Consider the following 21,196-nt stretch of genomic DNA (forward strand, 5'->3'; position numbering starts at 1 on the left):
TTTCGGGCCAGGAGCCTGCCCCCGATGCTGCGACATCTCCTGTTCGCGTATCAGTTCAACCTCGACCGCGCCCGGACGCTCGTGCGCGACCTGTCGGACGAGCAGATGACCCGGCAGCCGCACGGCGTCGTCAACCATCCGGCGTGGCTCCTGGGCCATCTCGCGGCGTCGTCGAACCAGGTGGCGAGGATGCTTGGCCTGGACTCGACCTTTCCGGCCGCCTGGGCAGAAGCGTTCCGCATCGGCGGCACGCCGAGCGGCGACGCGGCCCACTTCCCTTCGAAGAAAGAGCTGCTCGCCGAGCTGGCGGCCCAGCACGGACGGGTGGCCGAGGCGCTCGCCTCCGCCGACCCCGCGCTGTTCGACCGGGAGCACCCGAGCGAAGGCGCCCGCAAGCGCTTCCCCACCGTCGGCGACTACACGGTCTTCATGATCTCGACGCACGAGGGCAGCCACCTGGGCCAGATCGCCGCGTGGCGCCGCGCGATGGGCTTCGGATCGGCAACCGGCGTCTGAACGCCGGCTCAGCGCCCCCGGCCCACCTGCCAGAGCAGGAAGCTCACCGTGTCCACCATCTCGTCGATCTGCTGGCTAACGGGCTGCCCGCCGGAGTGTCCCGCCTGCGTGTGGTAGCGCAGCAGAATGGGGTTGTCCGAGCCGTTCCTCGCCTGCATCAGCGCCGCCATCTTGCGGGCGTGCAGCGGCGCCACGCGGGTGTCGCCGTCGCCCGACAGGTACAGGGTCGCCGGGTAGTCGCCGCCGTCGATGACGTTGTGGTACGGCGAGTAGGCGTGGATGTAGTCGAACTGCTCGGGGTCGTCGCTCGACCCGTACTCCGGCACCCAGAAGCTGGCTACGAGGAACTGGTGGTAGCGGACCATGTCGAGCAGCGGGTAGGTGCAGACGACCGCCCCGAAGAGTTCCGGCCGCTGGTTCGACACCGCGCCGACCAGCAGGCCGCCGTTGCTGCCGCCCCGGATCGCCAGGTGCTCGCTGCTGGTGTAGCCCTCGGCGATGAGGTGCTCGGCCGCGGCGATGAAGTCGTCGAAGACGTTCTGCTTGCTCTCGAGCATGCCGGCCCGGTGCCACTCTTCGCCGAACTCGCTGCCGCCGCGCATGTTGGCCAGCGCGAAGACGCCGCCCGACTCCAGCCACGTCGTCGCCAAGGCCGAGAACGCCGGCGTCATGGCGTTGTTGAAGCCGCCGTAGCCGGTGAGCAGCGTCGGGTTGCTGCCGTCGAGCACGACATCCGGCCGGTGGACCACGAACATCGGCACCTCGGTGCCGTCCTTCGACGTGAACCAGCGCTGGTGGACCTCGTAGGCGGCCGCGTCGACCGGCAGCTCGGGCTCGGCCCAGACCGACTGCTCGCCGGTCGCGATGTCGTAGCGGTAGATGGTGCTCGGCACGTGGAAGGTCTGAAACGTGAAGAAGGCCTCGTCGCTGGTCCAGCGTCCCGCGCCGCCGCCGACCGAGCCGAGGGTGTCGAACGCGATGTCGCGGACGTGCGTCCCGTCGAGCTCGCGGATGGCGACCCGCGGCTGCACGTCCTGCAGGTACGACACGGCCAGCTTCCCGCCGAGGGCGGCGGCCGCCTCCACGACGACGTCGTCGCGCTCCGGGACCACCTCGCGCCAATTCTCGAAGCCGGGGTCCGCCGGGTCGGCCAGCACTACCTTCTTGTTGGGCGCGTCCAGGTTGGTGACGATGAACAGCTCGCCGCCGGCGAAATCGGCCCACGATTCCGAGACCCCGTCGGCGATGGCGGTCACGAACGGCGAGTCGCGTTCGAGGTCCTTGACGTGAATCGCGGTCGGCCCCGACGAGCCCTCGATGACGTGGACCACCATCCAGCGCCCGTCGTCCGAGATCACCGTGACCGGGATCTGGTGGCGCTCGTATCCCTCGCCGAAGAGCTGCACGTCGTCGGCCATCGGCGTGCCGAACGCGTGAAACATCACCCGCGGCGTCACGTCGCCATAGCGCTCGTAGTACAGACCGCCGCCGTCGACGCCCAGCGTCACCTGCCCGTAGCGGGCCGGGGGCAGCACGTCGGCGATATCCTCGCCCGTGTCCACGTCCCGAACCCGGATCGAGACCTCGTCGACGCCCCCTTCCCGTACGGCGTAGGCCACCCGCGTCCCGTCGTCGGAAATGTCGCGCAACTCGACGCTGGTCGTGTCGTCCGGACTCATAGGATGCGGGTCGATCAGCACCTGCTCCTCGCCATCGAGCCCCTCGCGGACGTACAGGACGGCCAGGTTCTGGTCGGCCAGCCGCTTGCTGTAGAAGTAGCGCCCGCCACGCTCGTTGGGCAGTCCGATCGCGTCGCGCTCGAGCACCGACGCGGCCACCGCCCGCAGCTCCTCGCGACCGGGCAGCGCGTTCAGCACGCCGTCCGTGTAGGCGTTCTGCACGTCGATCCAGGCCCGCGTCTCGGGGGCCTCCTGGTCCTCGAGCCAGCGGTACGGGTCGGGCACCTCCACGCCGTGCAGCGTGTCGACGACTTCCCGAACTTCCGTCGGCGGGGGCGGCGGCACGTCGATTCCCGGCTCCTCGGCGGCGCATGCCGCCATCAGCGCCGCACCGGCGATCCAAGCGATTCGTCGCGATCCGGCCATGTTCTCCTCCCGAGCGTCGAAGCGTTCAGCCTAGCGCATTTGACGGTAGACTGCTGTCTGGAAGGTTCCACGCGGGGATTTGACCCGCGATGACATCACCCGAACACCCACAGCGACAGCGAGGGAAGGCACCATGGAGAGCTCGCAGCACTACACCCGTCGTGAATGGCTGACCACTGTCGGCGCGGCGACCGGCGCAGCGGCGATCGCGCCGCATCTGCCGCTGCGAGCGGCCGAGGCGAAGCCGATGCGCGGCGCGTTCATGATCATGAGCACGCCGTACACCGACGCGAACGAGGTGGACTACGAGGACCTGGCCAACCAGGTCGACTTCCTCGACCGCTGCGGCATCCACGGGCTGGTCTGGCCGCAGAACTCCAGCGAGCAGCGCTACCTCTCGAAGGAGGAGCGGCTGCGCGGCTTCGACGTCCTTGCCCGCGCCGCGAAGGGCAGGCGGCCGGCGCTGGTCCTCGGCGTGCAGGGCGACGACACCAAGGGGATGCTGGAGTACGCCCGCCACGCCGAGGCGCTCGCCCCCGACGGCATGATCGCCATCCCGCCGACCGAGGCGACGACGCTGCAGGAGTTCCGCGACTACTACGCCGCGCTGTGCGAAGTGACCGACCGGCCGATCTTCTTCCAGACCAGCGGCGGCGCCCCGGACGTGGTCCCGACCGTCGACTTCATGGTCGACATGGCCCGCGAGTTCCCCAACCTCGCCTACGTGAAGGAGGAGCGCCCGCCGGTCCACGAGCGGATGCTCGCCCTTCGGGAGCACCGTCCCGATCCCGTCAAGTCGATCTTCGGCGCCGCCTTCGGCCGGCAGTGGCTCTACGAGATGCGGCTCGGCATGGACGGGGTGATGACCGGCGGCGCGATGTACGCCGACATCTATGCGCAGCTCTGGGAGCTCCATGTCGCCGGCAAGCACGACGAGCTCCGCGACCTGTTCGGGAAGCTGCTGCTGATGCTGAACCTCGACCGCACGATCCCCGGCATCCGGCTCTACGTTCTGAAGAAGCGCGGGATCTTCAAGACGTCGAAGTCGCGGCGCGGCGACTACTCGTTCACGGCGGACCAGATCGCCGAGATCGAGTACCGGCTCGACGCGATCCGGCCGTACTTCCGGGCGTAGACAAGGCAAGGCAAGCCTGACGCTCCGGAGGGGCGCGCCGTCCGCGGTACTTCGGAAACCCGCGGCCCAGGCTCCAGCGACGGCGTCAATCGAGCAGCTCGGCCAGCCAGTTGCCGATGTCGCGCACCTCCTCGTGGCACACCGTGTGCGGCATCGGGTATTCGTGGTAGTCGACCTCGTAGCCAGCTCGCTCCAGCCGCTCCCGGGTGGCCTGGCCCAGCGCCAACGGCACCATCGGATCGGCGGTGCCGTGGGCCTGGAGGATCGAGACGGAGCGGTTGGCGTCGGACGCTTCCGCCTCCAGCACGTCGGGCAGCAGTAGGTACCCCGACAGGCACATTACGCCGGCCAGCGCTTCCGGGTACCGGAGACCCGCAAAGAGCGCCATGGCCCCTCCTTGCGAGAAACCGGCCAGAACGATGCGGTTGGCCGGCACGCCACGCTCCACCTCGCGCGCGAGCAGCTCGTCGATCCATTCGGCCGCCCGCCGGATGCCCCGCTCGTCCTGGTCGCGGGCACCGAAGCCGGCGACATCGTACCAGGCCGGCATGATCAGGCCCTGGTTGATGGTCACCGGCATGCGGGGCGCGTTGGGGAAGACGTAGCGCACGTGCAGATCGGCGGGCAGGCCGAGCTCGGCGGGGATCCCGTAGAAGTCGCGCGCGTCGGCGCCGAGGCCGTGCATCCAGATCACGGATGCGCCGGCGGGGCCGTCCGGTTCGATTTCGAGCGTCTCGAGATGCGGGTTCGTGGGCAGGATGGCCGTCCGTCGCGTGCTGATTCTATCCCGTCAGTTCGTCATGGCGTGAACGACGGTGTTGATGCCGACGGCGTAGGCCCGAACCGAGAAGCGGTAGAAGAACTCGTAGTCCTCGCCCTCGCGCTCCCACCCGTCGGCGATGTCGGTATTGTGGCTCATCAGCACCAGCAGGCGTCCGCGGTCGTCGGCGATGCCCCGGAAGTGCACCTCGTCGCTGCGCCGGCCGCGCTCGGAGGTCGTGAACCCGCCGCTCCGGCGCCAGTGCTGAATGGAGGGAATCTGCGGGATCTCCTCCACCTCGTACTGGATCCGCCGGATCGGATGGTCGTCGGGAATATCGAAGATGGGGTACGCGGCCGGCGGGAGCACCCGGGAGATCTCGCCGAGCCACTGCTCCCAGGCCCACGGCCCCCAGAAGTCGTCGACCCACAGGAAGCCGCCCTTCTCCAGGTACTGCCGCAGGCGCACCACCTCGACATCGCTCAGGCGCAGGGTGCCGACATCGGACATGAAGACGAACGGATAGTCGAACAGCGCATCGTCGGTGAGACGGACGACGACGTGGTCCGGCTCGTCGAAGCGGTCGAACCCCACGTCGGTGGTCGTCATCTCCGAGAGGCGGATCATCAGGTTCTGATCGGCCGTCGGGTAGTCGGTGTACCAGCCCTGGCCGCCCGCCTCGCGGCGGTCGCTGTCGTACAGAATGCGGGAAAAAGTGAACGCGCGATGCGACGGGGACTCGACGGGGAACTTGGGCGGCATGCGGTACCAGCCGCCCCGCCAGCCGCGTTGCGCCAGAGCCGCCGTACCGCCGGCCATCGCCAGGACAACCACTGCTGCAGTCAGCCTGCCGCGCACGTCACCCTCCTGCCTGCGCCGGACGCCGCCGGCGCCGAGGGGGCCGACGACCCCACCGGGCCGCCGGCCTGCCGTGAAGATTCGGACGCCTACTGATCCTGCGCCAGCGACCGGAAGTACTCCTCCACCAGGTCCCGGAACTCGTCCGGCATCTCCTCGTTGCCCGCGAGGAACAGGTCCTCGTTCTCCTCGGTGATCTCACGCCGCAGCCGGTACTCGAAGCGCTTCAGCTCCTCGAGGACGAACGACTGCAGCCGGGCGATCTCCTCCGCGTCCTGGTAGCGGCGCAGGTCGTCCAGCTCGCGCATGCGCTGGATGATGGCGTCGAGATCGCCTACCTCGAACTCCTGCTCGTTCAGCAGGCGCCGCAGCTCCTGCGCCTCGCCGGCGCGCTGCTCGTACTCGCGGCTCCACTGCCGGATGTCGCCCGGCTCCCAGACGGTCGTGCCCGGCCGGCGGTCCCCGTAGCCGCCGCCCCAGTCCCGGCCGAAGTTGCTGGCGTCGCCGCCGCGCCAGCCGTCGGCGCCGCCGAGCTGCCCGCCGGCCTGGCCCTCCTGCCCCGGCTGCCCGCCCTGCTGGCCTTGCTGACCAGCCTGACCCTGCTGCCCTTCCTGACCCTGCTGGCCCTGCTGACCGGCCTGGCCCTCCTGGCCCTCCTGACCCTGCTCGCCGTCCTCGCCCTGCCGGCCCTGCTGCCACATGCGGTGGTCGAGCGACTCCAGGCTCCGCATCAGGTCGCGCGTCCGGTCGAGCGCCTGCGCCATGCGGTCGCCCTCGGACCTGCCGACCGCCGCCGCCGCCTCGGTGAGCTCCTCGACGAGTTGCTCGATGTTCTCGTCGATCTGCTCCTCGAACGCGTTGGCGGTCGGGCCGGGACGGCTACGGATCAGGCCGCGGGTGTAGCGGATCTTCTCCTTGAGCTTGTTGTCGCGGATCCCGCCGGCGGCCTCCTGCAGTTCGCGCGAGGCGTCGCGCTCGTCGCGCCGGAACTCGGCCGACGTCGAGTCGATTTGCCGCTCGAGGTCGGCGACCTCCTCCTCCATCTGGCCCTTCTGATCGAGCAGGCGCCGCAACGCGTCGAACCGCGCCTCGTCCTGCAGGCCGGGAAGCTGCTCCACCTCGGCGCGCATCTCGCGCTGCTGGTCGGCCAACCGGTTGGCGCGCCGCAACTGGTCGGCGATATCGCGCTCGAGTCTGCCGCGCTGCTCGCTGCCGAGCCGCTCCTGCACCTCGCGCAACCGGTCGAGCGCCGTCCCCGCCTCGGCGAACCCGAGGTTGTCGTCGTTGGCGGCGGCGCGCCGCATGGCGTCGGCCGCCTCCTGCAGCCGGCGCGCCGTGTCCATCATCTGCGGGGAGTTCTGCTCGCGCGCCAGACGCTCGAGACGCCGCGCGGCCTCTTCGGCCTCGTCTGCCAGGGCGCGCTGCCCGGCCCCGCCCCCTTGCGTCGACTGCTGGCCGCGCGCACGCCGCCGCTGCCGCTCCGCCTCGCGCTCCTGCCGGCGGGCCAGCTCGCGCAGCCGCTCCATCAGCTCGTCGATGGTCTCGTCGGCCCGCTCCTGCCCGGCCCGCTCCAGCGTCTCGTACTGGTTGCGCATCTTGTCGAGCTCGAGCTCGAACAGATCCGCCAGGTCCTCGGCCGCCTGCCGGCTGCCTCCGCCCCCGCCGCCTCCGCCCCCGCCCATGGTGACCATCACCTCTTCGTAGGCTTCCTCGGCGCGCTGGAGATGCTGCAGCGCGCGCTGCTCGGGCGGCAGCGCTCCGTCGGCGTCCTGCTCCTGCAGCTCGTTCTCGGCCTCGCGCATGGACTCGGCGGCCCGCGGCAGGATCTCCTGGATGGTCCGGAAGGCGGGATCGGCCGGCATCACGCGGCTGTTCATGCGCCGCACCAGCGTCTCCACCTGCTCGCGCAGGCGCCCCTGGGCGAGGGTCAGAAAGACGACGTTCTCCTCGAACTCCTCCGCGTCGTACTGCTCCCGGTCGCGCACCAGGTTGAACGTGGCGGAGATGATCTCGCGCTGCGCCTTCGAAAGCTCGCGCGCGTCGGCCCCGCCGCCCATGCCGCCGCCGCCGCCGCCCTGCGACGCCTGCATCCGGTAGTCCTGGCTGTAGCGGCGGATCTGGATGAAGTAGAGGTCGCTCTTGACGTCGGCGTCCTGCTGCAGCAGGTTGCGGTCGGTCGCCCGCGCGTAGTACGACAGGAAGTCGCCCGGTTCGAGCTCCAGCTCCTCGAAGAAGAAGGTGTGGCCCGCCGAGACCTCCCTGAGGGCGTTCCCGCCTCCGTCGAAGAGGGTGACCGACTCTTCCGGCCCGCCGTTGACCGAATAGACGAGGTCGAGCGAGTGCAGCCCGAAGTCGTCGTCGGCGCGCGCCTCGACGAAGACCTCCTCGATGGCGCTGGCGGTGGTGTCGCGCCCCGGACGAATGAACATCGCGGAGGGCGGCTGATCCGTCAGCACGTCGATCGTGTACTGCGGCGAGGCGGTCACGAGCTGGCCGGCCGGCGCCACGAGGTCCACGCGGTAGAAGCCCTCCTCCTCGACCATGAAGCTGGCCGTCAACGTGCCGTCGTCCTCGAGCGCGAGATCGACTCGCTGGCCGTCGTCGTCATCGAAGACGAGCTGGCCGCCCGTCGTGCCCATCGTCGGGACGGCGCGCAGCCGCACCTCGGTACCCAGCAGCACCGCGATGTCGCCGCCGTCCTCCACCGTCCGCGGCTCCAGCCCGGTGTACTCGGGGAAGCGGTACTCGAGCTCGATGCGCTCGGCGTACGGCAGCTCGATCACGTCCAGCCGGTAGGTGGGCGACTCGACGCCGATCGATTCCACGAAGTAGTCGACCGGCTCCTGCAGATCGAACAGCAGCACCTCGAACTGTCCGGCTTCGATCGCGCCGTCCTCGGTCAGGACCGGGATCAGCGGCAGCCGATCGAACGAGTCGCCGCTGCCCTGCATCAGCAGGTTGACCTCCTCCGCCTCGAAGCCGACGAGGCGGGCGGTGATCGCCTGATCCGCCCCGCGCGCAACCGTCGCGTCGCCCGGCAGGACCTCGATCTGGTACGGGCTGGCCGCCTCGACGTTCCCCATCGGGGTGAGCAGCGCATTGATGCCGTGCCGCAGATAGGCCGGCCCGAAAGTGAAGAGCAGCGCGGCGGCGGCCGCGGCCGCGGCCAGCAGGCCCGTCGACCGCCAGAGCTGCCCCGTCTCGACGCGGCGGCCCATGTCGATCTCGCGGATCTGCTTCACCGCCGACTCGATGAGCCGGCGGACCAGCTCCGGCGAGTGGTCCGCCGCCCGCTCGCGCTTGCCCCTCCGGCTCTCCTCGACCGCGCTCAGGACCGTCGCCTGCAGCGCCGGCGCGTGCTCCTCTATATAGAGCGCGACGCGCTCGTCGGAGACGCGGCGCGAGATCGGCCGGATGAAGAGCCACCAGCCGAAGGCCAGCAGCGCCACGTAGGTCACGACGCGAAACGCGACGATCGCCCCCGGATCGAACCTGAACAGCTCGAGCCCGAAGGACGACGCCAGCAGCGTCCCGAGCGCCGCCGCCACGAGAACGGCCACGCCGCGCAGGCCCAGCCGCAGGCGCCAGCGGTTCCGGACGTGCCGGATGGCGCGGAGGACTTCGTTTCGGTCGCCGGTCAGCAGTGGCTCGTCGCGCATGGGGTCAGCCTCGATTCGGCTTTGGGTGTTTCAAGGTGATCACACCCTTTTAGCACGCCCGACACCTGACGCCAAGCCCGCGGGCGGCGCCGGCATGCCCGTAGGCGCCGAGCGGGCGACCGAGAAGGCGTTCGGCACAAAGAGCGACACGTTGATCCGGATGCGGACATCGTTCGACAGCGTCCGCACCCGCGGGCGGGCAAGGATACGTCCGAGCCGCGCCCTACCGTCCGCACGAGGCGCGGACCTGAACACGCGGCTCCGCGGGGTGAGCGCAGGTTATTCGGTGCTCAGCACGGTGCGCGAGAGCCGGTTCGAGACCAGCGTCTCGGCCACGAAGAGCAGCGCCGCCGCGACCAGCAGGTACCACCAGACCGACTGCCGCCGCTCCAGGTCCTCGGCCGGGATCACGCGCACCGGCCCGCCCGCGGCGGTGCGGTCGCCGCCCGCGCGGCCCGTGACCATGCTGGCCAGCTCCTCGGGGTCGACCGCCGACAGATCCGCTTCCGCCAGATCGACGTTGACGGCCAGCATCAGCGGCAGCTCCTCCGCCGCGTTGGCGTCGCGGACCTCGTAGACGCCCTGCTCGGTGAGGTCGAGGAATCCGCGGCGCTCGCCCACCGCGACCGGCAGGCGCTCGCCCGTCGGCGACATCACGACGTATTCGGCGGCGGCCGTCCCGCCCTCCCCGAGCGACACCTCCTGCTCGGCCAGGTCGAGCACCTGCCCCGCCAGGAACCAGGGCGTCGGCGGCGCGTAGTCCGCCAGGTGCTGGATCATGCGGTGGACGAACGGCAGGTAGACGGGCTTCTTCGCGAAGTCGTTCCAGAACGTGTCGATGCTGGAGGCCCAGAGCAGCACCCGGCCGGCGCCGACCCGCCGCTCGATCAGGGCCGGGTTGGCGTCGTCGAAGCGCGCCACCACCGTCGCCTCCGCCGTCGGCTCCACCGGCCGGAAGCGGAAGAAACGGGCGGTCGTGACGTCGCCGCTGCGCGGCGCGCTGAACACCTCGAACACCGGATGGCTGTAGTCGACGAAGCCGAGCGACCCCCCGCGGCCTCCGCGATCGACCGGTGCGCCCACCCGGCCGGGCAGCAGGCCCGGATCGTCCTGCGGCCACGCGGTCCGCTCCCCCGCCACGACGAGCAGGCCGCCTCCCGCCTCGACGAACGCGGCCAGCGCCTCGCCCGCGGCGCCCGCCGGAGGCCGGGTGTCGTTCAGCACCACCACCTGCCGGTCCGCGAGGTCCGGCGCCGAAAAGCTCTCCAGCGTCGTCGCCCGCACGTCGAACGCCGGCTCGGACCCGATGCCGAGCGCGCGCGTCAGGAAGAGGTTGGCGTCGTCCGGCGCGGTGGCGCTGCCGACGACCAGCACCGTGACCACCTGCCCCGGCGACACGACGAAGTGGAAGACATCGTCCGCCGGCAGCGCATCCGGGGCGATGCGCACGGCCCCGAACATCTGCGCGTCGCCGAGCGTCACCGGCGCGAAATCCACCGTCGTCGAGCCGGCCGGCGGCAGGTCGGCGGTGAGCGTCTCGATCTCGCGGCCCTCCATGTCCAGCGCCACCTCGAGGCCGGTGATCGCGGCGCCCCCCCGGTTGGTCAGCCGCGCCGCCACCTGGATTCGCTCGCGGCCCGAGAAGTACTCGCGCTCGAAGAGCACGCCGGCCACGCTGACATTCGCCGCGGCCGCGTCGTCCCCGCCGACCGGGATCGGTGTCAGCACGGTCCCCTGCGGGAACCGGACGCCGACCGCGCTCTCGACACCGGCCCTCTGGAAGTCGGTGATGAGCACCGCCTCGAGGCGCGGCAGGTCCGAGCTCTCGAAGATGCCCTCGGCGAGCTTCAGGGCCGGACCGTAGCGGGTCACCCCGGACCCGACCTCCGCGTTCGCGACCAGATTGCGCAGGCTCGCGCGGTCGGTCGTCGAGCGCGGCCCGGTCTCGGCGCCGCCGTCGAACAGGATCACCGTCGCGCGATCGCCGGGGTCCAGCGCAGCGATCGTGTCGGTCGCCAGCGTCTGCGCCGCGTCCCAGCGGTCGCCGAAGCTCATGCTGTAGGAGCGGTCGAGCAGGACCACCACCTCGCGTGCGCCGTCGGTCACCGCGGCCAGCGCCGCGGCGCGGATGAAGGGGCGCGCGAAGGCGAACAGCAGCAGGAGCAGCGCGGCGCAACGCAGCAGCAGCAGGAACCAGTGCCGGATCCGCTGGCGGCGGAAGGAACGGTAGGGGACCTTGCGGAGGAACATCAGCGAGGGGAACTCCACCTCGTCCTTCCGCTCGCGCTGGATCATGTGCAGGATGACCGGCACGGCGATCGTCGCGAGTCCGAGCAGGAACAGCGGGGCCAGCAATCCCATCAGCGCACCCGATTCAGCTTCTCGCGCATCGCCAGGAATCGGAACAGTCCGTGGTCCATCGGCTGCGCGGTGTTGAAGAAGGCGTAGTCGATCTTGTTCTCGGCGCAGAGCTTCGTCAGCCGCTCGATGTGCTCCGCGATCAGCGCGCGGTACTGCTCGCGCAGCTTCTCGGGCACCACCGGCATCCGCTGGCCGGTCTCCAGATCCCGGAAGTTGCCCGCCTCGGCGTATGGAAAGTCGACCTCGGCGGGATCGAGCACGTGGAACACGATCAGGTCGTTGCCGCCGTAGCTGAGCGGCTTCAGCCGGTTGACGATGGTCTCCGGCTCGTCGTAGAGGTCCGAGATCAGCAGCAGGATGCCGCGGCGCTTGAAGAACTCGGTCATGCGGAACAGCGGCTTCTCGAACGATCCGGGCCGCCCCGCCTCGATGCGGTCGAGCGTGTGCAGGACGACGTCGAGGTGCTTCGCCGAGGGCGGCACCCGGGTGACGATGTCGTCGTCGAAGGTCACGATCCCGACCCGGTCGCGCTGCGTCGTGGCGAAGTAGGTCAGGCACCCCGCCAGATAGCGTCCGTAGTCCAGCTTGGAGATGCCGCGGCTGGCGAAGCTCATCGAGCGCGAGATGTCGAACAGCACCGAGAAGTTGGCGTTCGTGTCCGCCTCGAACTGCTTGACGTAGAAGCGGTCCGTGCGCGCGAACACCCGCCAGTCGATGAACCGGATGTCGTCGCCCGGCATGTAGCCGCGGTGCTCGGCGAAGTCCACCGACACGCCGAGATACGGCGCCTTGTGCAGGCCGTTGATGAAGCCGTCGACGACGTTGCGCGCCAGCAGCTTCAGGTTCCCGATGCGCCCGAGAACCTGCGGATCGACGAACCGCGCGCCGGGCGTGGACGAAGGCGGGTCGGCGGCCACGCTACATCTGCGACGCCGGGACCGGCACCGCCTCCACCAGTTGATCGACGATCTGATCGGACGTGATGCCCTCGGACTCGGCGTGGAAATTCAGCAGCACGCGGTGCCGCAGCACCGGGCGCGAGAGCGCATGGATGTCGTCGAAGTTCACGTGGTAGCGCCCCTGGGTGAGCGCCCGCGCCTTGCTGCCGAGGATCAGGTACTGCGCCGCGCGCACGCTCGCCCCGTACTGCACCCACTTCTTGACGAAATCCGGGCCGTCGCCGTCCTTCTCGTTCCGCCGGCTCGTCCGGACCAGCTCCAGGGTGTAGCGCATCACCGCCTCGGACACGGGCACCTTGCGCACCAGCTCCTGGAACGCCACGAGGTCGTCGCCGGTCACCGCGTGCCGGTAGTCCGGGTTGTTCGTGATCGTCGTCGTGCGCACCACCTCGAGCTCCTCGTGCTCGGGGGGATGCTCGATGACGATGTGGAACATGAACCGGTCGAGCTGCGCCTCCGGCAGCGGATAGGTCCCTTCGAGCTCGATCGGATTCTGCGTCGCGAAGACGAAGAACGGCTCGGCGAGCTCGTAGGTCCGTCCCTGCACGGTCACGCGGTGCTCCTGCATCGCCTCGAGCAGCGCCGACTGGGTCTTGGGCGGCGTCCGGTTGATCTCGTCCGCGAGCAGGATGTTGGTGAACACCGGACCCGGCGCGAACACCATCTTGCGCCCGCCCGTCTCCGGATCGTCCTGGATGATGTCGGTCCCGGTGATGTCCGAGGGCATCAGGTCGGGGGTGAACTGGATCCGGGCGAATTTCAGGTCGAGGACCTGCGCCATCGTCTGGATCAGCAACGTCTTGGCGAGCCCCGGAACGCCCACGATGAGGCTGTTGCCCCCGACGAACAGGGTCAGCAGCACCTGCTCGATGATTTCGTCCTGGCCGATGATCTTCTTGTGCAGCTCCGACAGAATCTGCTCGCGCCCGGCCTTCAGCTTGTCGGCCAGCGCGATGTCGTCGGGGGATTCGAGATCGGCCGGCCCCGCCGCGACCACGGCGGGCGCTTCGTCGCCGGCCTGCTCCGCCGCTGCTTCCGTGTCCGCCGCGACGTCCTCGGCCGCCGACGCGTCGTCCGCCGTCCGGGCCGCGCCTGTCGCTTCCGTCGCCTCGATCGCTTCCGTTACGCCGCCGGTCGGTTCCACCACGTCGGTCGGCTCGGTGGCCGGGGTGTCTGGCTCCACGAAGGTCTCCTCGCGTCTGCGGCCGTTCATCCCTGCAGAAGAACGCCCGCCGGTTTTGGTCGTGTTTCAGTGCGTCAACGCATACATCACGTAATTGACGCCGAACTTGTACGCCTCGTTGGTCACGTCGACCGCGTACCAGCCGGTGTTGGAAAACTCCCAGTATTCCCCGATGTCGTTCTCGTAGTTGGCGATGGCGTACATCCGGCCGGACGGGTCGTTGTCCTCGAAGAAACCCCAGAAGGTGGGGGGCGGCCCGTACATCGGCGCCATCTCGAGCGTCTCGATGTCGAAGAAGGAATGAAAGATCGGATGCGAGATGTCGAGCTCGATGGGCCGGATGCCGGGCAGCGCGCGCGCCATCTGGGCGGTGAGGTTCTCGAGGTGCCAGCCGGTGAAATCGTCGAAGATGATGAAGCCGCCCTTGAGCAGGTAGTTGCGCAGGCCCTCGATCTCCTCGTCGGTCGGCTGCCAGAAGCCCGGCTCGGCCATGTAGGCCACCGGGAAGCGGGTCAGATCGGGGTCGTCGAGCGGGAGCACGTTGCCCCCGTTCGGCGCCAGGTAGATGTCGAGGTCGCTGATCTCCTCGACGATCCTGCCGAAGTTCTGCTCGGCCCGCGGGTAGTCGTGGGCCCACTTGATGTCGCGCCGAAACAGGCCGCTCCGCAGTCCCCAGTTCATGTCGTAGCGCAGGCGCACGAACGTGAACCGGCCGTCGTAGGCGACGTTGCCCGGCAGGACGTCGGCGCCGGCCATGCCGGCGGTCGCGGCCAAGGCGGCGAGCACCAGGGCGCACGCCGCCGCTCCCATGGCCGGCCGGGTCACCGAGAGTCGGCGGTTTCTCCTCATCGCGGATCCGATGCTTCCCTGGCCGCCTCCAGCTGCCGAATCTGCCGGCTCTTCAACGCCAGCTCGATCAGCAGCCGCTCGAGCTCCGCCTCGTACTGCTCCTGGTCGGCGCCCCCGCGCAACACCCGCAACTCGTCCACGCGCGCCTCGATCTCGGCCCGCTCCAGGTACAGCGGCCGCAACTCCGGATCGTCGGGGAACGCCATCCGCGCGGTGGCGAGATCCTCGCCGGCGCTGAGGAAGGCGGTCCGGGCCACCATGCCGTCGCCGGCCAGCGGATCCGGCGCGTCCGTGCCCACGCCGTCGCCGTTGTCGTCGAGCAGGGCATGCTCGGTCTGCAGGATTCCCTCGGCCTCGAAGGCGGCGACCACCCGCTGGCGCGCGTAGACGAACGCCTCGAGCATCGACACCCGCTCGTTGCGGTCCTGGTCGGCCTCTCCCTCGCCGTCGGCGAACGCCTCGACGAAGTAGCCCCCGAAGAGGGTGGCGTTCCACTCGCGGCCGTTGCGGGTGGCCGTCATCACCACGCGCCCCTCGCCGGAGAGCGCCTCCAGGAAGGGACCGCTCGCGCTGGCGGTGTTCACGAACGTCACCCGCCGGCGGCCCAGCCGGTCGAGAAGCGGAGCGAAGTCCTCGGCCGACGGATCGCGGCGCGGCAGGTTGAGGCGTGCGCGGTCGGTGAAGCTGCCGTGGCCGAAGATGACGATGGCGACGTGGTCGGCCGGGCCGGCGCGCTCGGCGATCGACTCGATGGCGGCGGACACGTTCTCCATCGTCGACCGATCCGCGATCGCCTCCGGGTCGAGTTCGGTCCTCTCGCCCAGGTAGGTGACGTTGTCGGCGGGCAACCCGTAGCGCTCGGTGGCCGCGTTCACCAGCGTCGTCGCCCAGGCATGGAACTGCTCGGTGTACACGGAGTCGCCGCCGAGCCCCACGATGACCAGCAGGTGGGTCTGCTGCGCGTGCGCCGGCGCGGCCGATCCCGCCAACACCAGCACCGATACCATCCACGCAACGCACGCCGCGCGACTCCCGGCCGGGAACGCGGCCCCACCACGCATCTCACACTCTCTCTTGCCCGGCATCACGCGAGTCCCCGGAACCGGCGGAAGCTCCACTCGCCGAGCACGAGGGTGGCGAGCAGCATCAACAGGATCGGCATGTCCCAGAGGTCGTGCTCCTCGACCACCGTCACGCCGCCGCCCACGTACTGGATCTCGTCCGCCAGCGAGGCCGCCGTCTCCGCCGTGTAGAAGCGGCCGCCGGTCTCGACGGCGATCCGCTCGAGCAGCGGGGCGCGCATCGTCGAGTCGTGGAACTCCGCGTCGCTCGGGGCCACCTGCAGGTAGGTGACGTCCTCGCCGAGCAGCTCGTCGTCCGCCAGCGCCTCGACCCGCACCTCGTAGAATCCCTCCGTCGACGGCGTGAAGTTGGCGCGGTACTCGCCGTCCCGCTGGGCCGTCCACTCCATCGGCAGGTCGGTGAACTCGCCGTTCGGATGCGTCACCGACGCCACCACGAGGCTGTTGTTGAGCTCCTCGAAGTTCGCGTCGCCCACCGAGGCGAGAATCGTGGCCGGTTCGCCCGGCTGCACGCGATCCTGCGGCAGCTCGGTGACCACCTGATCCGGTACGCCGTCGATCAGCCACCGGAGCAGCCGGCGCCAGTAGGTCTCGTGGGTCATGTCGTCGACCGCGATGTCGGCGTGCATCTGCCAGGTCCACGAGTCCTGCACCGGAAACGCCATCGACTTGCCGGCGCCGTAGCGCTGGAAGGCCAGCACCACCAGATCGCTGTCCGCCCCCGTCAACAGCGTCGTCGCGCCCGGCTTCACCTCCGTGACCGGATTGACGATGGTGATCGGCGGCAGCTCCCGCCAGCGCGCGGCCGACAGCTCCTCGGTGTCGGCGATCTGCGTCGAGGCATGGGTGGCCCCGGCCCGGGTGGGCTCCACCGCCACCTCGACGAAGAAGGAATCCTGGCCGTCGCCCCGCGGCTCGCCGACCACGACGGGCAGCACGTCGGCGACCGGGGTCCCGGCGTAGCCCCCCTCGGCGAACGACCGCCGGCTGCCGAGCATCAGCAGCCCGCCGCCGCGGTGGTTGACGAAGTCCGAGATCATCCGGAGCTGGTCGGGCGTGAAGTAGTTGGCCTCGATGCTGCCGAGAATGAGCCCCCGGTACTGGAACAGCTCGGCGCGGGTGCGCGGAAAGCCGCCGGCCAGGTCGTCCGGCCCGTCGACGTTGAACCGCATGAACTTGTTCTCGGCGGTCCGCTGCAGGATGGCGACCTGCAGGTTCTCGTCGTCCTCGACGGCGCGGCGGAGGAACTTGACCTCGAAGCGGGGCTCGCCCTCGAAGTAGAGGACCTTGTCGCGCCGGTCGTCGACCGCGATCAACGATTCGCGCACGTTGTTCTGCGTCACCATCTCGCCCTGCTGCGGCGAGACCCGGAAGGTGAACAGACGCGGTCCCGCCTCGCCGGCGGTGAAGCGCAACCGCACGGTCTGAAGCTCGCCGTCGCGGAGCAGGGTGACGTTCTCGGACCCGACGATGCGCCCCTCGTCCTCCACCTGGATGGTCACCGGCCGGCCGGCGTACCCGCGGTGGGTCACCACGACGTCGGTGACGAGGGAGGTCCCCCGCAGCACGCGGCGCGGCGTCTCGACGCGGCCGAGCTCGATGTCCCGCTCGTACGACTCGCGGCCGAGGCCGACAGTGAAGATCGGCACCCCGGCCGCCTGAATCGGCAGCAGCGACTCCTCGAGCTCTCCGCCGGCGTTGTCCGCCCCGTCGGTCACCACCACCAGCCCGGACAGCGGCACGTCGGAAAGCTCGTCGTGGGCCCGGGCGAGAGCCTGTCCCAGATGCGTCCGCGTGCCGTCGAACTCGAGGCCGTCGACGACGTCGAGCCGGTCCGTGTCGGACGAAAAGCCGAAGAAACGCAACGCGAAGCGTTCGTTGAGCGCGGCGCGCAGGTCACCCTCCGGCGTCGCAAGCTGCTCCTGCACGAACTGCAGCCGCGGCGTCTCGTCGCGGTCGGCGATCCGCATGCTGCGGGAATCGTCGATCAGGACGCCCAGGAAGTTCTGCTGCGGAACGATGGACGACAGGACGAGCACCGGCCGCATCAGGCAGAACGCGAGCACGGCGAACGCGGAGAGGCGCACGACGGCGAGCACCACCCGGTCAGCCGGCCTGCTGCTGCCGCGCACCTGCGTGTAGGACCGCCACGTGACGAAGCCGGCCACGACCGCCAACGCCAACGCCAGTCCGCCGGTCCAGGGAGCGCGGAACGCGAAGTCCCCCTGCTCGAAGATCAGCGGCCGGTACTTGAAGAAGAACTCGAACAGGGCATCCAGCATCTCGTTTCGCTCACCCCGCCGGTCGCCGGCGCGGACCGCGGGCGCCCGGCATCTCTCCCGGCGAGCCTATCACGCACGACAGTTCGATGGAGCGCCGTGCCGCCTGAATGAGGTGGACCGCGGGCGCGGGCTCAGTGGCTCATCGCGTACACGATGAAGTTGATGCCCATCTCCACGGCGAACGTCGAGAACTTCAGCGGGTACTCCGGGCGCTCGGCCCACTCCCAGGCGTCGCCCAGATCCGTGTTCCAGTTGATCAGCACCATCAGGCGGCCCTTGTCGTCGAAGATGCCGCGCACGTGCGCCTCGTAGCCGTCGCGCTCCCAGGTCCGGCCGCCCCAGTAGTTGCCGATGGCCGGCACCTGCATGACCTCGTCGATCCGGTACACGGAGTTGAACACCGGGTGTTCTATCGGCACCTCCACGATCGGGTGCTCCGGGAACACCTTGCGGATCTGCTGCTCGAAGGCGGCCCACTCCCACGAACCCCAGAAGTCGTCGATCACCAGGAAGCCGCCGGCGAGCAGGTAGTTCCGAAGGCCCTCGATCTCCGCCTCGCTCAGTGCGATGTCGCCCACCTCGAGTGCGTAGAGGAAGGGGAAGTCCCGGATTCGCGGATCGTCGAGGCGGACCGCGTTCTCGTACGGCGATCCGTCGATATCGATCAGGCGGTTGACGACGGTCATGAACTGCCGGTCCGCCTTGGGATAGTCGGTGGCCCAGCGCGACCAGCCCCAGCCGCTGTTGTAGATGGCGCGGGTGAAGTAGAACTCGTGCGGGCCGGCCGGCTGTTGCAGCGTCCCGCGACGGCGGCGGCGCAGCATTTCCCGGGGGTCGAACCCCTGCTGGCCCCGCTGCACCTGGCCGGTCAGGATCCCGTTGTCCGGCGGCGCGACGGGCGGCGGAGCGGGCGGGGTGGGCGCCGCAGAGCGGACGGCGAAGACGGCGCCGCAGAGCGCCAACGCCACGAGAGCGATCCGTACGAGGCCTGACGACCGCATCGGCTGCTCCAGGAAGTTCGGCCCGCAACCGTCGGGTCCGAATCCGCAGCATAGCACAGCGTTCGCGCAGCCGGCAGGCCGACAGCCCGCGGCGAAAGCCCGGCTGGAGAGCAGCGACGCATGGTCGGCGATGCGTCCGGCGTGCGTCCCGGCGAGGCTGCACGCCGCAGTCCTGACGTGTCCACGGCGCGTGACAGCGTCCGCATTGTCGGACAGCGAAGCACCTCATCGGCGACGGCCGCGCGCCCGCGGCTCCTGCCGGTTGCAACTGGTACGGTTTGTGCGAAGATGCAGTAATCGATGGCCGACAACCTGCTCTTGCATCATCGCTTCGTGACTTGGATCCACCCACTGGTCTGGGGTCTCGCCGGCATGCTGACCGCCCCGGGAGCGGCCTGGGGATCCGGCAGCGAACCAGCGGCCGCGCGAATCGCTGCAACTGCCGCCGGTCCGGCGCACGTGGAGACCGCTTCTTCCGCAGGGTCCGGAGCCGTGCCGCCGGCAGCGGCGGCGGTGAGCGTGCCGGCGATCCGTACCGCGCCGGCGCGGGGGGTTCCGCCCGACTCGCGGCCTGGACGCGCGGCCCCGGCGTCGCCCGAGATCCCGACGACCGGGACACGGGTCGCCCAGAGGCGGGCTGCGCCTCCGGAGCCCGATTTCCTGTTCGGCCAGCCGCGGCTCTCGATCGGCATCCGGGGGCTGTTGCATCGCCCGCGGGCCGAGAGCGACTTCTACGACTTCGTGAACGAAGAGCTCTTCGTGAGGCGGAGCTCGGACGACGACCACGAGAACCCGGACCACGGACTGCTGAACTTCGATGCGCCGGGGATCGGCTTCGACTTCGGGTTCGGGGTCAACTCGCGGCTGGACGTGCGGGTCGGCGTCGATTACGCGAAGTCGCTGAACGAGTCGGAGTTGCGGAACTTCATCGGCGAGGACGGCCTTCCGTTCACGCAGCGCACGGAGCTGTCTCAGGTGGAGCTCCGCGGCGAGTTGGCGTTCGCCCTGGCGCCGCGGGGGCGGGCCATCGGGCAGTACGCCTGGATCCCGAACCGCGTGGTCCCGTATGTGGGGGCAGGGCTCGGCCTCGTGCGGTACGACCTGGCGCAGGTCGGGGAGTTCGTGGACGATCTCGGTTATTTCGAGGATACCTTCGGGTCGAAGGGCTGGGGCACCGGGCTCCACCTCTTCGGCGGCGCGGACATCCGCATGTCCCGGCAGGTCTACCTGAACGTGGAGGCCCGCCACGTCGAGGCCAGCGGGGAGCTCGGCGAGGACTTCGCCAACTTCGAGCCGCTCGACCTGAGTGGACTGCGGATTAGCGCTGGCGTTCGGTTCGTGTTCTGACGCATAGTGGTAGGAAACGCGCAGCGATAGTTGGAATCGTCGCTGGATGGCAAGGGATGGGACAATGCGAAACATGCAGCGGGCTCCGTACGTGGTCCTCGGTCTGCTACTGACTCTGGCTCTGCCGGCGGCGGCGCAGGGAGCGGGCACGCAGGCAACGACAGCCGTAGCGGCGGATCTCGCCGATGCGCGCTGGCTTCCCTGGATGGGCTGCTGGCAGCTCTGGGAAGAGCAGGTGGACCGCGCGGCGGCCGAGGACGGGGCCGAGTTCCCCGAGCGCACCACCGTCTGCATCACGCCGGCCGAGAATGCAAGCGGCGCCAGGCTCACGGCGCGCTCCGACAGCGAGGTCCTCGTCGAACGCACGCTCGTCGCCGACGGCGTACGGCATGCGCTGGCCGAGGGCGACTGCAACGGCTGGGAGCGCCGCGACTGGTCCGACGACGGACGCCGCCTCTTCACGCGGGGCGAGGTCCGCTGCGGGAACGACGAGCCGCGCCGCATGAGCGGCATCAGCCTGCTGTCCAACCGCTCCACGTGGGTCGACATTCAGAGCGTGTCCGTCGGGGACCGCGGGCACATCGAGATACGCCGCTACAACCCGGCGCGGGACGCCGAAGCGTCCGATGACGTCCGGCTGCCGGCGACGCGCGCCGCGATCCGCGACGCCCGGCAGTCCATTGCGGGTCCGCTCGACGTGTCGAGCGTGCGCGAGGCCGCCGCGCGAGCGGACTCTCCGGTGGTCGAGGCGTTGCTCACCGAGACCCAGCCCCGCCTGAATCTGGACGCCGCCACGCTCATCGATCTGGACGACGCGGGCGTCGACGAAAGCGTCATCGACGTCCTGGTGGCGCTGGCCTTCCAGGAACGGCTCGGCATCTCGCTCAAGATCTTCGACGGCGGCGCGCGACGCGACAACCTGACGTTCCACATCGCACCGACGACGCCCCAGGAGAAGCTCGGACAGATCGTGGACTTGCTCACGACCTTTCTGCCCGTCGACGCGTCAGGCGGGGCCATCGTCTATTGCGCCACCCGGCGGCGGTGCGAGGAGATCGCCGAATACCTGCAAGCGAAGGGCTTCTCCGCCAACCACTTC

Annotated in this window: 15 protein-coding genes; 4 read left to right on the top strand and 11 right to left on the bottom strand. The window is 69.8% G+C overall.

Annotated elements, in window-relative coordinates:
• Window positions 1–24: 24 nt before the first annotated feature.
• Window positions 25–516 (top strand): DinB family protein, encoded by a 492-nt coding sequence (locus F4X11_02305; GenBank protein ID MYN63854.1) that lies wholly within the window; start codon window positions 25–27, stop codon window positions 514–516.
• Window positions 517–524: 8 nt separating this feature from the next.
• Here the strand turns inward: F4X11_02305 and F4X11_02310 are convergent, their stop codons facing one another.
• Window positions 525–2,621: a S9 family peptidase gene (locus tag F4X11_02310; GenBank protein MYN63855.1), complete on the bottom strand. Its 2,097-nt coding sequence runs from the start codon at window positions 2,619–2,621 to the stop codon at window positions 525–527.
• A 133-nt stretch (window positions 2,622–2,754) separates the two neighbouring features.
• On the opposite strand from F4X11_02310, the gene F4X11_02315 reads away from it, so the two are divergent.
• Window positions 2,755–3,756 (top strand): hypothetical protein, encoded by a 1,002-nt coding sequence (locus tag F4X11_02315; GenBank protein ID MYN63856.1) that lies wholly within the window; start codon window positions 2,755–2,757, stop codon window positions 3,754–3,756.
• 85 nt (window positions 3,757–3,841) lie between these two features.
• Here F4X11_02315 and F4X11_02320 read toward each other — a convergent pair whose 3' ends face one another.
• The 10 genes from F4X11_02320 to F4X11_02365 form a co-directional block, all read right to left on the bottom strand.
• Window positions 3,842–4,441: an alpha/beta fold hydrolase gene (locus tag F4X11_02320; GenBank protein ID MYN63857.1), complete on the bottom strand. Its 600-nt coding sequence runs from the start codon at window positions 4,439–4,441 to the stop codon at window positions 3,842–3,844.
• Window positions 4,442–4,546: 105 nt separating this feature from the next.
• A complete protein-coding gene (locus F4X11_02325; GenBank protein ID MYN63858.1) occupies window positions 4,547–5,374 on the bottom strand; it encodes a DUF4159 domain-containing protein in 828 nt (275 codons plus the stop codon).
• A gap of 89 nt (window positions 5,375–5,463) precedes the next feature.
• Window positions 5,464–9,033: a DUF4175 family protein gene (locus F4X11_02330; GenBank protein ID MYN63859.1), complete on the bottom strand. Its 3,570-nt coding sequence runs from the start codon at window positions 9,031–9,033 to the stop codon at window positions 5,464–5,466.
• 279 nt (window positions 9,034–9,312) lie between these two features.
• Window positions 9,313–11,394 (bottom strand): VWA domain-containing protein, encoded by a 2,082-nt coding sequence (locus tag F4X11_02335; GenBank protein MYN63860.1) that lies wholly within the window; start codon window positions 11,392–11,394, stop codon window positions 9,313–9,315.
• The gene (locus tag F4X11_02340; protein MYN63861.1) at window positions 11,394–12,311 is read right to left on the bottom strand and encodes a DUF58 domain-containing protein; all 918 of its coding nucleotides are present in this window, start codon (window positions 12,309–12,311) and stop codon (window positions 11,394–11,396) included. The genes F4X11_02335 and F4X11_02340 overlap by 1 nt, the downstream gene beginning before the upstream one ends.
• A 1-nt stretch (window position 12,312) precedes the next feature.
• Window positions 12,313–13,566, bottom strand: a complete 1,254-nt coding sequence (locus tag F4X11_02345) for an AAA domain-containing protein (GenBank protein MYN63862.1) — start codon at window positions 13,564–13,566, stop codon at window positions 12,313–12,315.
• Window positions 13,567–13,602: 36 nt separating this feature from the next.
• Window positions 13,603–14,385: a DUF4159 domain-containing protein gene (locus tag F4X11_02350; GenBank protein ID MYN63863.1), complete on the bottom strand. Its 783-nt coding sequence runs from the start codon at window positions 14,383–14,385 to the stop codon at window positions 13,603–13,605.
• Window positions 14,382–15,383, bottom strand: a complete 1,002-nt coding sequence (locus F4X11_02355) for a hypothetical protein (protein MYN63864.1) — start codon at window positions 15,381–15,383, stop codon at window positions 14,382–14,384. The genes F4X11_02350 and F4X11_02355 overlap by 4 nt, the downstream gene beginning before the upstream one ends.
• Window positions 15,384–15,469: 86 nt before the next feature.
• On the bottom strand, window positions 15,470–17,749 hold the full coding sequence (locus F4X11_02360) for a hypothetical protein (GenBank protein MYN63865.1): 2,280 nt from the start codon (window positions 17,747–17,749) through the stop codon (window positions 15,470–15,472).
• A 131-nt stretch (window positions 17,750–17,880) separates the two neighbouring features.
• The gene (locus F4X11_02365; GenBank protein ID MYN63866.1) at window positions 17,881–18,750 is read right to left on the bottom strand and encodes a DUF4159 domain-containing protein; all 870 of its coding nucleotides are present in this window, start codon (window positions 18,748–18,750) and stop codon (window positions 17,881–17,883) included.
• A 300-nt stretch (window positions 18,751–19,050) separates the two neighbouring features.
• Between F4X11_02365 and F4X11_02370 the strand changes: the two genes are divergently transcribed.
• Window positions 19,051–20,097 (top strand): porin family protein, encoded by a 1,047-nt coding sequence (locus F4X11_02370; GenBank protein MYN63867.1) that lies wholly within the window; start codon window positions 19,051–19,053, stop codon window positions 20,095–20,097.
• Between the two features lie 64 nt (window positions 20,098–20,161).
• Window positions 20,162–21,196, top strand: a 1,035-nt coding sequence (locus tag F4X11_02375) for a hypothetical protein (protein ID MYN63868.1), incomplete at its 3' end; no start/stop codon positions are given.

The sequence above is a fragment of the Acidobacteriota bacterium genome, assembly GCA_009861545.1.
In the GTDB taxonomy this organism is placed as follows: domain Bacteria; phylum Acidobacteriota; class Vicinamibacteria; order Vicinamibacterales; family UBA8438; genus WTFV01.